This window comes from Streptomyces sp. ISL-66, from assembly GCF_018614135.1.
Taxonomy (GTDB): domain Bacteria; phylum Actinomycetota; class Actinomycetes; order Streptomycetales; family Streptomycetaceae; genus Streptomyces.
Genome location: NZ_JAGGOW010000217.1, coordinates 1 through 12,106, shown reverse-complemented (window position 1 = coordinate 12,106; position 12,106 = coordinate 1). Strand labels below are relative to the sequence as shown.

Below are 12,106 nucleotides of genomic sequence, written 5' to 3'. Positions count from 1 at the left end.
CAGCCCGGCCTCGGCGCCGATCCGGGCGAGGCCTTCGGCGGAGAGCACCCCGGAGGCCGCGAGCGGGCCCACGTCGCCGGGAACGCCCATCACGTGGCCGCGCGGCATGGGCCGCAGCGCGCCGCGGGTCCACAGGTGCGCGGTGGCGGTGGCGGGGGGTTGCAGGTCCTCGCCGAGGCCCACGGCGCGGGCCAGTTCGAGGGCTTCGGGGCGGCGGGCGAGCACGGATTCGGCGCCGAGGTCGACGGGCAGGCCGGCCAGTTCGCCCGCGCGCAGCTTGCCGCCGAGGCGCGGGCCGGCCTCCAGGAGGGTGACGCGGACACCGTCGCGGAGCAGCCGGTGGGCGGCCGCGAGGCCGGCGATCCCGCCGCCGATGACGAGGACGTGCCCGGCCGGGGCCGACTGGCCCTTGGGGGCGTCCTTGCGCCTGTCCTTGGGCGTGTCCGTACACCTGTCCGCTTCCTGCATGGACACATCGTCTCAGACCGCTCTCCGGCCGGTCACCGAGGCCTGACCGTGACCGCTTCGGGACCGCCTCGGGACCGCGCGTACGAAACCCGGGCGGGACCCTGTGCGTCACAACGGCGACACGAGCGCAGCAGTCCTTCCTCGGGGGTACCCAGCGATGCACACCAAGCGCGAAGAACAGCACTCCGCAGAGCAGCACGCCGGAGAGGAGCAGGCCGGAGAAGAGCACGCCGCGGGACGGCGCGGAGCGAGCCGGTACCGAACGAGACGCTACGGGCGGCGCCCCGCGACCGCCTTGGCCGCGCTCTCGCTCGCGGGGGCCCTCGCCCTCGCCGGCTGTTCGGCCGGGAGCGACGGCAAGACGGCGGCGGACGCGGGGGCTCCGCGCCAGCAGGAGGCCGCAGGGCAGGGACCGGCGGCGGCCCCGGCCGCGCCGGGCGCACCGGCGCCGTCCTCGGACAAGAACCGGTCGGCCGACCCGGTACGCACCCAGATCATCCGCACGGCGACGCTGAGCATGGAGACGGCGGACGCGCAGAAGGCGACGGCCGGGGCCCGGGCCGCGGCGGAGAACGCCGGCGGGTACGTGGGCAACGAGAGCACCAAGCGCGGCGCCGACGGGGTGATGACCTCGACCGTGACCCTGCGGGTGCCCGGTGATCGCTTCGACGCGGTGCTCGGCGCGATGGAGGGCAGCGGGAAGCTGCTCGACCGCAAGGTCGAGGCGCAGGACGTGACGCAGAAGGTCGCGGACATCGACAGCCGGGTCAGGACGCAGCAGGCGAGCGTGGCCCGGGTGCGGGAGATGATGGAGAAGGCGTCGGGGCTCGCCGACGTCGTCACGCTGGAGTCCGAGCTCAGCAAGCGGCAGTCCGATCTGGAATCGCTGCTCGCGCAGCAGACGGCGCTGAAGGACCAGACCTCGCTCGGCACGATCACGCTGACGTTCTCGGAGCCCGCGAAGGCGCGGGAGAAGGCACCCGAGAAGGAGCCCGGCTTCCTGGACGCCCTGTTCGGCGGCTGGTACGTCTTCGGGACGCTGATCAAGTTCCTGCTGATGGCGCTCGCGGCGTCCTCTCCCTTCCTGCTGGCGGGCGCCGTGCTGCTGGTCGTCTTCCGGCAGGTCCGCAAGTGGCGGCCGGCGAAGGAGAAGCCGGACGCGGTCCGGGTGCGGCGGGTCCCGGCGCAGACCGGGCCGCTGTGGCCGGCGCCCCCGGTGTCGCCGTCCTCCGCGTCGCCGTCCGCCGCGTCGCCGGCGCCGTCCCCGGCGGCCCCGGCCAACCCTCCGGAAGGAGACGTCCGGGACTGAACACCCATTCGCCCGTAGCGTGACCCCGGCAGGCGACGGCGGCGGGGAAGGACGGTACGGGCGATGGCGAACGGCACGGAGCGGCTGGTGGTGGTCGGCGGGGACGCGGCGGGGATGTCCGCCGCGTCACAGGCCCGCCGGCTCAAGGGCCCGGCGGAGCTGGAGATCACCGCCTTCGAGCGCGGGCACTTCACCTCGTACTCCGCGTGCGGGATCCCGTACTGGATCGGCGGGCTGGTCGCCGGGCCGGACGATCTGATCGCCCGGACGCCCGAGGAGCACCGCGCGCGGGACATCGACCTGCGCACGCGGACGGAGGTCGTGGAGCTCGACCTCGCGGGGCAGCGGGTGCGCGCCCGCGATCTGGACTCGGGCGGCGAGTACTGGACGGAGTACGACAAGCTCGTCCTGGCGACCGGCGCCCGTCCGGTCCGGCCCCGGCTGCCCGGCATCGGGGCGCACGGGGTGCACGGCGTGCAGACGCTGGACGACGGACAGCGCCTGGCGGCGGATCTGGAGCGGACGGCCGGCCGCAGGGCGGTGGTCGTGGGCGCCGGGTACATCGGGGTGGAGATGGCGGAGGCGCTGGTCGAGCGGGGCTTCGAGGTCACCGTGCTGCACCGGGGGGAACAGCCGATGTCCACGCTGGACCCGGACATGGGCAGCCTGGTGCACGGTGCGATGAACGGCATGGGGATCCGTACGGTCGCGGGCGCCGAGGTGACGAGGATCCTCACCGACGAGGAGGGCCGGGCGCGCGCGGTGGTCACGACCTCGGGCACGCAGTACCCGGCGGACGTCGTGGTCCTCGGCATCGGCGTGGAGCCGCGCACGGCGCTGGCCCGCGCGGCGGGCCTGCCCCTGGGCGAGTCGGGCGGACTGCTGACGGACCTGTCGATGCGGGTGCGGGGGCACGAGAACATCTGGTCGGGCGGCGACTGCGTGGAGGTCCTGGACCTGGTGTCGGGCCGGATGCGGCACATCGCGCTGGGCACGCACGCGAACAAGCACGGCCAGGTCATCGGCTCGGGCGTGGGCGGCGGCTACGCGACCTTCCCGGGGGTGGTCGGCACGGCCGTGAGCAAGGTCTGCGACCTGGAGATCGCCCGTACGGGGCTGCGCGAGCGCGACGCGCTGGCGGTCGGGCTCCGCTTCGTCACCGCCACGATCAGCTCGACGAACACGGCGGGCTACTACCCGGGGGCGGCCGAGATGACGGTCAAGATGCTGGCGGAGCGCCGCACGGGCCGCCTGCTGGGCGTCCAGATCGTCGGCGGCCCGGGCTCCGCGAAGCGCGTCGACGTCGCCGCGGTGGCCTTGACGGCCGGCATGACGGTGGAGCAGGTGGTGGCCCTGGACCTCGGCTACGCCCCGCCGTTCTCCCCGGTCTGGGACCCGATCCTGGTGGCGGCCCGCAAGGCGGTCGCGGCAGTGCGCTCGGCGGGGGTGTAACCCGGCCCTGCGGGCTTGGCCCCTACCCGCCCTTTCACCGTTCCCCGGGGGCCAGCCCCCGGACCCCCGGCGGGCGCCCGGACCGCTAGCGGGCCGTCTGGGTGTGGACGTAGTCCACCAGGCGGGTCAGGGCGTCCGGGTCGGTCGTCGGGAGGACGCCGTGGCCCAGGTTGAAGATGTGGCCCTCCAGGCCGGCGGCCGCGGCCAGGACCTCGTCCGCCTTGGCCTGCACGGCCTGCGGAGTGGAGAAGAGGACCGCCGGGTCCAGGTTGCCCTGGAGCGCCTTGCCGGGGCCGATGCGGCGCACCGCTTCGTTCAGCGGGACCCGGTAGTCGACGCCCATGACGTCCGCGCCGGCCTCGCCCATGAGACCGAGGAGCTCGCCCGTGCCCACGCCGAAGTGGATGCGCGGGACTCCGTACGAGGCGACGGACTCCAAGACCTTCGCCGACGCCGGCATCACGGAGCGGCGGTAGTCCGCCGGGGCCAGTGCGCCGACCCAGGAGTCGAAGAGCTGGACCGCCGAAACGCCCGCCTCGATCTGGACCTTCAGGAAGGCCGAGGTGATCTCCGCGAGGCGGTCCAGCAGCTCGGCCCACAGCGCCGGGTCCCCGTACATGAGGGCCTTGGTGTGCTCGTGGTTCTTGGACGGTCCGCCCTCGACCAGGTAGCTCGCGAGGGTGAAGGGCGCACCGGCGAAGCCGATCAACGGCGTGGAGCCCAGTTCACCCGTGAGCATGCCGATCGCCTCGGTGACGTACGGGACGTCCTCAGGGGTGAGGTCGCGCAGCTGTGCGAGGTCTTCGCGGCGGCGGATCGGCTGGGCCACGACGGGGCCGACGCCCGGCTTGATGTCCAGGTCGATGCCGATGGCCTTCAGCGGGACCACGATGTCGGAGAAGAAGATCGCCGCGTCCACCTTGTGGCGCCGGACCGGCTGCAGCGTGATCTCGGTGACCAGGTCGGGCCGCATGCAGGATTCCAGCATCTGCGTGCCCTCGCGCACCTTGCGGTACTCGGGGAGCGAGCGGCCCGCCTGCCGCATGAACCACACCGGGGTGTGCGGCACCGGCTCGCGCCGGCACGCCTTGAGGAAGGCGGAATCGTACGTCTGGCTCGGCGTGCCCGTGGGGCGGGTGTTGGCGCTCACGACTCAAATCTTCGCACGTATGAAGAAGTGCCCGGCCCGGCGCGGGTGTCCCTGCGGCGCACGGGCGCCCGTTCCGCCTAGTCTTCCCCGCATGGCTGCGGCTCAGGGACGATTTTCAGATGGCGCTGACGGTGTGGACAGCGCGAAGGAGAGCTCCGTCCCGCTCCCGTTCCGGCGGGCGGTCGACGGCTTGAAGAAGGCGAGACTACGGCCGGGGATCGAGATCGACCCCACCAAGCCGCCACAGAGACTGGCGCCCCACGCCTACGCGCTGGAGGCGGCGGTCGTGGACGGCGAGGAGGACCTGGCCGACGGCCGGCTCATCCTGCTGCACGATCCGGCGGGCCACGACGCCTGGCAGGGCACCTTCCGGCTGGTGACGCTCGTACGGGCGGAACTGGAGCCCGAGATGGCCGTGGACCCGCTCCTCCCCGAGGTGTGCTGGTCCTGGCTGACGGGGGCGCTGGACGCGCGCGGGCTGACGTACGGGGAGGCGAGCGGCACCGTGACCATGGCCGCCTCGCACTACTTCGGCGGGCTCGGCGAGCGGCGGCCTGCGACGCAGATCGAGATCAGGGCCTCGTGGACGCCTCGCGAGGGAGTGGGCGGGGTGCCGGACACCTCGGCACACCTGGCGGCGTGGTGCGAACTGCTGTGCCAGATCGCGGGCCTGCCGCCGGTCGGGCCGACGGAGGCGGTGACCGGTGTGGTCTCCCTGCCGCAGCGGCGCGGCCCGCACCACCCGCAGGGGTAGTGCGGCGGGACTCCGCGAGCCCCCACGCGCCCCTATGGCCCGTACCGGCCCATTAACACGCCCCCGCCGGGCTACCGGCCGCTCACGGACCCCGCGGCCTGCCCGGCCCCGCCGGCTCCGGACACGCCGTACGCAGGGTCAAACCCATAACGGCGTGTCAGAACGGGGCGTCCGTTGCGGGCTTCTGATCACCCTATGATCGATCATGCGTCCGAATTGCCCGAATTGTTACTCACCAAATCGTGATCATTCCCTAAAGCCGGGCGGGTGACGTGCCGAAGGAGTCAGTGACCATCCGCACGGTTCGCACCGGTTCACTTCCCCGAGCCGGCCGTCCCGCCACTCCCCCAGGAGGCCTAGGTGTCCGTTCTTCTCGAGCAGCCCGCAAGCCTGGTCGCCTACCGCCCGAACAAGCCGACGGCCATGGTCGTCGTGGCCGACCCGCGCGTGCGTTCCACCGTGACCCGCCATTTGTGGGCCCTCGGAGTACGTGACGTGATCGAGGCGTCGTCCATCGCGGAGGCCCGTCCACGCATCGGCAGCCCGCGCGACATCTGCGTGGCCGACGTACACCTGCCCGACGGCTCCGGTCTCACCCTGTTGTCCGAGACCCGTGCCGCAGGGTGGCCGAACGGCCTGGCCCTGTCCGCCGCCGACGACATCGGCGCCGTACGCAACGCCCTCGCGGGCGGAGTGAAGGGCTACGTCGTCACCGGCACCCGGACCAACATCGGGCTCCCTTCCCGGCCCGGCGCCGCCCCCATCGGCGCTGCCGCCGCCCGCATGCACCGCCGCCCCCCGGGTGCCCCGAGCCACCCGGGCGGCTACCGAGAGCTCTCCGGCCGCGAGGTCGAGGTCCTGCGCCTCGTCGCGGAGGGCCAGTCCAACAAGGCCATCGGCGTCTCGATGGGCCTGTCCGCCCTGACCGTCAAGTCCCACCTCGCCCGGATCGCCCGCAAGCTGGGCACCGGCGACCGGGCCGGGATGGTCGCCGTCGCCCTGCGCACCGGGATCATCCACTGAACCGGCCGATACGTCCCGGAGGACCCCGGGCCAACACCCGGAGAACCCGGGGAAACGTCCGCACTTCCCCCTCGCGCCCGTCGCCGGAACGTTCCGGCGACGGGCGCGTCGCATCCACGGATACCCTTGACCGGTGACCGATGCCCAAGAAACCGCAGCAGACCTGCGCACCACCACCGGGGGCGGCCCCCCGGACGACGAGGTTTCGTCCGATGGGCTGCCGATTCCCCTGCTCGAACCCCGTGAGGGCATCCCCCCGGTGGTCGCCGACGCCGAGGCGCTCGCCGAGGTGGTCGCGGCCTTCGCCGCGGGCACCGGCCCCGTCGCCGTGGACGCCGAGCGCGCCTCCGGCTACCGCTACGGCCAGCGCGCGTACCTCGTGCAGCTGCGCCGCGAGGGCGCGGGCTCGGCGCTGATCGACCCGGTGGGCTGCCCGGACCTCTCCTCCCTGGGCGAGGCCCTGTCCGGTACCGAGTGGATCCTGCACGCCGCCACCCAGGACCTGCCGTGCCTGCGCGAAATAGGCATGTCGCCCACCTCCCTCTTCGACACCGAGCTCGCCGGCCGCCTCGCCGGTTTCCCGCGGGTCGGACTCGGCGCGATGGTCGAGGGGGTCCTCGGCTACGTACTGGAGAAGGGCCACTCGGCCGTCGACTGGTCCACCCGGCCGCTCCCCGAGCCGTGGCTGCGCTACGCCGCGCTCGACGTGGAGCTGCTCGTGGACCTGCGCGACGCCCTGGAGAAGGAGCTGGACCGGCAGGGCAAGCTGGAATGGGCCCACCAGGAGTTCGACGCCATCGCCGCCGCACCCCCCGCGCCGCCCCGCAAGGACCCGTGGCGCCGTACGTCCGGCATGCACAAGGTGCGCCGGCGCCGGCAGATGGCCGTCGTGCGGGAGCTGTGGGAGTCCCGCGACCGGATCGCCCAGCGGCGCGACGTGTCGCCGGGCAAGGTGCTGGGCGACGCGGCGATCGTCGAGGCCGCCCTCGCCCTGCCGCTGAACGTCCAGGCGCTCTCCGCCCTGCCCGGATACGGGCAGCGCATGGGCCGGCGCCAGCTGGACCAGTGGATGGCCGCCGTGGACCGGGCGAAGAACCTGCCCGAGAGCGAGCTGCCGCAGCCGGGCGCCACCCCGGCCGGTCCGCCGCCGCCCCGCTCGTGGGCCGACAAGGACCCGGCGGCCGCGGCCCGGCTGGCGGCCGCCCGTACGGCCGTGTCGGCACTGGCGGAGGGCCTGAACCTGCCGCAGGAGAACCTGATCGCCCCCGACACGGTCCGCCGGCTGTGCTGGGAGCCGCCGCTGCGGCTGGAGGCCGACGCGGTGGCGGAGGCCCTGGCGGGCTACGGCGCCCGCCCGTGGCAGATCGAACAGGTCACGACGGCGCTGGTCACGGCCCTGGCGACGACGGCGCCGGCGCCGCCCGCGACGACGACCGAGTGACGCGGTGACCGGCCGGTCGACCGACCGGCCCCCCGGCGCGGGACGCGCCCGCACGTGAACCGAGAGCCCCCGGCCCCGCGGCCGGGGGCTCCGCCGTGTCCCGGTTCCGTCACAGCCGCCGGGAGCTTCTTTTGAACACGCTCAACGACAGCTAGCTTTTGAACGTGATCAAACAGGGGTGGGGACACGACACGTGGCTGGCCGACTTCGAGGCCGAACGGGAGCGGCGCGCCGCCGAGGGAGATCCGGACTGGAGCCGGGGCGCCACGCTCGCCCCGGAACTCGTACGCAGCCTGCAGCGGTTCCAGGTCGGCGAGGACGGGGACGGCTCCGCACTGATCGGCAAGGCCGAACGCGCGGGCGATCCGGTCTACGCGCGGGCCGTACGGCTCTTCGTGGCCGAGGAGCAGAACCACGCGCGGATGCTGGCCCTGCTGCTGGCCGCCGGGGGCGCGGGGACCCTGGCCGGGCACTGGAGCGACACGGCGTTCGTCCGGCTGCGGCGGCTGCTGGGGCTCCGGGTGGAGCTGCTGGTGCTGATGCTCGCGGAGGCGGTGGCCCTGCGGTACTACCGGGCGGTGCGGGACGGCAGCCCGGATCCGCTGGCGTCGGAGGTCGCCGGCCGCGTCCTGGCCGACGAGGAGCGCCACGTCCCCTTCCACTGCCTGCGGCTGCGGGAGGCGCTGGCGCCGCTCCCCGCGCCCGCACGGCGGGCGGCCACGCTCACCTGGCGGGCGCTGCTGACCGGCGCCGCCGCGGTGGTCGCCGTGGACCACGGACCGGCGCTGCGCACCCTGGGCGTCCGCCGGCGCACCTTCGTCACGGACACGCTCCGCGCCTCCTCCCCCATGGCGGCCGCCATGCACGGGGCCGCGCGGACCGCCCGCGGCGGCCTTCGCGCCGCCTCCCGGCCGGGGCAGCGGGTCCGTACCCCGCGGAGCGGCGGAGTGTGACCTTCGCCGCTCCTCCGGGGAGGGCTGTGCATGCCGGTTACCGACAAGTAGCATGATGGGGTGAGCGGGCGCTCAGCAATGGGCACGCCCCCCGCGCAGCAGTGCACACCCGCACCTGGAGGAGAGCCAACGTGCCTCGTACCGTCAGGGACGTCGTCTTCGTCGACGGCGTCCGCACCCCGTTCGGCAAGGCGGGCCCGAAGGGCATCTACAACGAGACCCGCGCCGACGATCTCGTCGTGAAGGCCATCCGGGAGCTGCTGCGCCGCAACCCGGCCCTGGACCCCGCGAAGATCGACGAGGTGGCCATCGCCGCCACCACGCAGATCGGTGACCAGGGGCTGACCCTCGGCCGCACGGCCGGAATCCTCGCCGGGCTCCCGCAGTCCGTCCCCGGGTACTCCATCGACCGCATGTGCGCCGGTGCGCTCACCGCCGTGACCGCCGTCGCGGGCGGCGTGGCCTTCGGTGCGTACGACGTCGCCCTCGCCGGCGGTGTCGAGCACATGGGCCGCCACCCCATGGGCGAGGGCGTCGACCCGAACCCGCGCTTCGTCTCCGAGAAGCTGGTCGACGAGTCCGCCCTGTTCATGGGCATGACCGCCGAGAACCTGCACGACCGCTACCCGACGATCACCAAGCTCCGCGCCGACGAGTACGCCGTGCGCTCGCAGGAGAAGGCCGCCAAGGCGTACGCCGACGGCAAGATCCAGCAGGACCTGGTCCCGATCTCGGTGCGCAACAACAACGAGGCGGCCGGTGAGACGGGCTGGGGCCTGGTCACCGCCGACGAGCCGATGCGCCCGGGGACCACCCTGGAGAACCTGGCGGGCCTCAAGACCCCCTTCCGTACCCACGGCAAGGTCACCGCGGGCAACGCCGCCGGTCTCAACGACGGTGCCACCGCCGCGATCATCGCGTCCGAGGACTTCGCCCGCGAGAACAACCTCCCGGTCAAGATGCGCCTGGTCTCGTACTCCTTCGCGGGTGTCGAGCCGGAGGTCATGGGCTACGGCCCGATCCCGGCCACGGAGAAGGCCCTCGCGCAGGCCGGTCTGACGATCGACGACATCGGCCTCTTCGAGGTCAACGAGGCCTTCGCGGTCCAGGTCCTCGCGTTCCTGGAGCACTACGGCATCGCCGACGACGACGCCCGCGTCAACCAGTACGGCGGGGCCATCGCCTTCGGCCACCCGCTCGCCTCCTCCGGCGTCCGCCTGATGACTCAGCTGGCCCGCCAGTTCGAGGAGCAGCCGCAGGTCCGCTACGGCCTGACCACCATGTGCGTCGGCTTCGGCATGGGCGCCACGGTCGTCTGGGAGAACCCGAACTTCACCGCCGAGGGAGACAGCAAGTGAGCACCACCACTGAACTCCTGAAGGGCGCGGCCGAGCTGTTCCCGGACGAGGTCGTCACGCGCGCGCTCGTCCGCCACCTGGACCTGCCCTTCGGCGCGGGGCGCTTCGCGCTCATCACGCTGGACAACGGCCTGGACCACACCAAGCCGACCACCTTCGGCCCGCAGTCCCTCGCCAACCTGAACGCGGCGATCGACCAGGTCGAGCAGGAGGCCCTCGCGGGCTCCATCGTCGGTGCGGGCCTGACCGGCAAGCCGTTCATCTTCGCGGTCGGCGCCGACCTCAAGGGCGTCGAGCTGCTGAAGAAGCACGACGAGGCGCTCGCCATCGGCAAGGGCGGCCACGACGTCTTCAAGCGCCTGGCCGCGCTGACCGTCCCCACCTTCGCGTACTACAACGGCGCGGCGATGGGCGGCGGCGTCGAGGTCGGCCTGCACTGCACCTACCGCACCGTCTCGAAGGCCATCCCGGCGTTCTCCCTGCCCGAGGTCTTCCTCGGTCTGGTTCCCGGGTGGGGCGGCTGCGCCCTGCTGCCGAACCTGATCGGCGCGGACCGCGCGGTCTCGGTGATCATCGAGAACTCGCTGAACCAGAACCGCCAGCTCAAGGGCAAGCAGGTCTTCGAGCTCGGCATCGCGGACGCACTGTTCGACGGCGCGGACTTCCTGGAGCAGTCGCTGCTCTGGACCGCGAACGTGCTGAACGGCACCACCGAGGTCGTACGGGCCGACGTGGACCGCGGCGAGGCCTGGGACGCGGCGGTCGCCCGCGGCCGCTTCATCGCCGACTCCAAGGTGCACGGCGCGGCCCCGGCCGCCTACCGCGCGCTGGAGATCATCGAGGCCGCCAAGGACGGCGACCTGCAGAAGGGCTTCGACGCCGAGGACACCGCGCTCGCGGACCTCATCATGGGCGGCGAACTGCGCTCCGGCATCTACGCCTTCAACCTGGTCCAGAAGCGCGCGAAGCGCCCGGCCGGTGCCCCGGACAAGGCGCTGGCGCGCCCGGTCACCAAGGTCGGCGTGGTCGGCGCGGGCCTGATGGCCTCGCAGCTGGCGCTGCTGTTCCTGCGCCGCCTGGAGGTGCCGGTGGTCCTCACCGACATCGACCAGGAGCGCGTGGACAAGGGTGTGGGCTACGTCCACGCCGAGATCCAGAAGCTGCTCGGCAAGGGCCGCATCAACCAGGACAAGGCGAACCGCCTGACCGCCCTGGTGACGGGCGTCCTGGACAAGGCCGAGGGCTTCGCGGACGCGGACTTCATCATCGAGGCCGTGTTCGAGGAGATGTCCGTCAAGCAGAAGGTGTTCGCGGAGGTCGAGGCGGTCGCCCCGGCGCACGCGATCCTCGCCACCAACACCTCCTCGCTGTCGGTCTCGGAGATGGCTTCCAAGCTCCGGCACCCGGAGCGCGTGGTCGGCTTCCACTTCTTCAACCCGGTCGCGATCCTCCCTCTGCTGGAGATCGTCCGCGGTGAGCAGACCGACGACGCCTCGCTGGCCACGGCCTTCGGTGTCGCGCGGAAGCTGAAGAAGACCGCGGTCCTCACCAAGGACGCCCCGGCGTTCGTCGTGAACCGCATCCTGACCCGCTTCATGGGCGAGATCCAGAACGTCATCGACGAGGGCACCCCGGTGGTCACCGCCGAGAAGGCCATCGAGCCGCTCGGCCTGCCGATGTCCCCGCTGGTGCTGCTGGAGCTCGTGGGCCCGGCGATCGGTCTGCACGTGTCCGAGACCCTGAACCGCGCCTTCCCGGACCGCTTCACCGTCTCGCCGAACCTGGCCGCCGTGGTCAAGGCCGGCAAGCGCGGCTTCTACGTCTACAACGCGGAGAACGACTTCAAGCCGGAGCTGGACCCCGAGGTCGCCGCCCTCCTCGTCCAGGGCGACACCGTCCTGACCGAGGAGCAGGTCCGCGACCGCGTCCTGGACGCGGTGGCGCAGGAGATCGGCCTGATGCTGGAGGAGGGTGTCGTGGCCGAGGCCCAGGACATCGACCTCTGCCTCATCACGGGCGCCGGATGGCCCTTCCACCTGGGCGGCATCACGCCGTACCTGGACCGCGAGGGCGTCTCGGAGCGCGTGAACGGCAAGAAGTTCCTGGCCCCGGGCGTGGCCAGCGTTCCCGCGTAACGCACAGTTCGCACGGACACCGAAAGCCCCGCACACCTGGTGATGCTGTTGGCTTATTCGGGG

At 72.8% G+C, this 12,106-nt stretch carries 10 protein-coding genes; 8 read left to right on the top strand and 2 right to left on the bottom strand.

What is annotated here, in order from left to right; translation table 11 throughout:
• A partial coding sequence (locus J7E97_RS33500) for an FAD-dependent oxidoreductase (protein WP_215035094.1) occupies positions 1–468 on the bottom strand: 468 nt, incomplete at its 3' end.
• Positions 469–625: 157 nt separating this feature from the next.
• On the opposite strand from J7E97_RS33500, the gene J7E97_RS33495 reads away from it, so the two are divergent.
• The gene (locus tag J7E97_RS33495; RefSeq protein WP_215035091.1) at positions 626–1,777 is read left to right on the top strand and encodes a DUF4349 domain-containing protein; all 1,152 of its coding nucleotides are present in this window, start codon (positions 626–628) and stop codon (positions 1,775–1,777) included.
• 63 nt (positions 1,778–1,840) lie between these two features.
• Positions 1,841–3,229, top strand: a complete 1,389-nt coding sequence (locus J7E97_RS33490; protein WP_215035088.1) for an FAD-dependent oxidoreductase — start codon at positions 1,841–1,843, stop codon at positions 3,227–3,229.
• Between the two features lie 85 nt (positions 3,230–3,314).
• Here J7E97_RS33490 and hemE read toward each other — a convergent pair whose 3' ends face one another.
• Positions 3,315–4,379 carry a uroporphyrinogen decarboxylase gene (gene hemE / locus J7E97_RS33485; RefSeq protein WP_215035086.1) on the bottom strand — a complete coding sequence of 355 codons (1,065 nt, stop codon included), beginning with the start codon at positions 4,377–4,379 and terminating at the stop codon, positions 3,315–3,317.
• A 91-nt stretch (positions 4,380–4,470) separates the two neighbouring features.
• Between hemE and J7E97_RS33480 the strand changes: the two genes are divergently transcribed.
• The 6 genes from J7E97_RS33480 to J7E97_RS33455 all read left to right on the top strand — a co-directional run bounded on the left by J7E97_RS33480 (position 4,471) and on the right by J7E97_RS33455 (position 12,043).
• Positions 4,471–5,133 carry a DUF3000 domain-containing protein gene (locus J7E97_RS33480; protein WP_215035084.1) on the top strand — a complete coding sequence of 221 codons (663 nt, stop codon included), beginning with the start codon at positions 4,471–4,473 and terminating at the stop codon, positions 5,131–5,133.
• 360 nt (positions 5,134–5,493) lie between these two features.
• The gene (locus J7E97_RS33475; RefSeq protein WP_214956508.1) at positions 5,494–6,156 is read left to right on the top strand and encodes a response regulator transcription factor; all 663 of its coding nucleotides are present in this window, start codon (positions 5,494–5,496) and stop codon (positions 6,154–6,156) included.
• A gap of 133 nt (positions 6,157–6,289) precedes the next feature.
• A complete protein-coding gene (locus J7E97_RS33470; protein ID WP_215035082.1) occupies positions 6,290–7,597 on the top strand; it encodes a ribonuclease D in 1,308 nt (435 codons plus the stop codon).
• 158 nt (positions 7,598–7,755) lie between these two features.
• Positions 7,756–8,550: a ferritin-like domain-containing protein gene (locus J7E97_RS33465; RefSeq protein WP_251055567.1), complete on the top strand. Its 795-nt coding sequence runs from the start codon at positions 7,756–7,758 to the stop codon at positions 8,548–8,550.
• A 131-nt stretch (positions 8,551–8,681) separates the two neighbouring features.
• Positions 8,682–9,908, top strand: coding sequence for an acetyl-CoA C-acyltransferase (locus J7E97_RS33460; protein WP_215035080.1), 1,227 nt, complete (start codon positions 8,682–8,684; stop codon positions 9,906–9,908).
• Positions 9,905–12,043: a 3-hydroxyacyl-CoA dehydrogenase NAD-binding domain-containing protein gene (locus tag J7E97_RS33455; protein ID WP_215035078.1), complete on the top strand. Its 2,139-nt coding sequence runs from the start codon at positions 9,905–9,907 to the stop codon at positions 12,041–12,043. The genes J7E97_RS33460 and J7E97_RS33455 overlap by 4 nt, the downstream gene beginning before the upstream one ends.
• Positions 12,044–12,106 lie beyond the last annotated feature (63 nt).

Coding starts and splice junctions, on each gene's coding strand:
- J7E97_RS33495 (WP_215035091.1), top strand. CDS start 626: ATGCACACCAAGCGCGAAGAACAGCACTCCGCAGAGCAGCACGCCGGA.
- J7E97_RS33490 (WP_215035088.1), top strand. CDS start 1,841: ATGGCGAACGGCACGGAGCGGCTGGTGGTGGTCGGCGGGGACGCGGCG.
- J7E97_RS33480 (WP_215035084.1), top strand. CDS start 4,471: ATGGCTGCGGCTCAGGGACGATTTTCAGATGGCGCTGACGGTGTGGAC.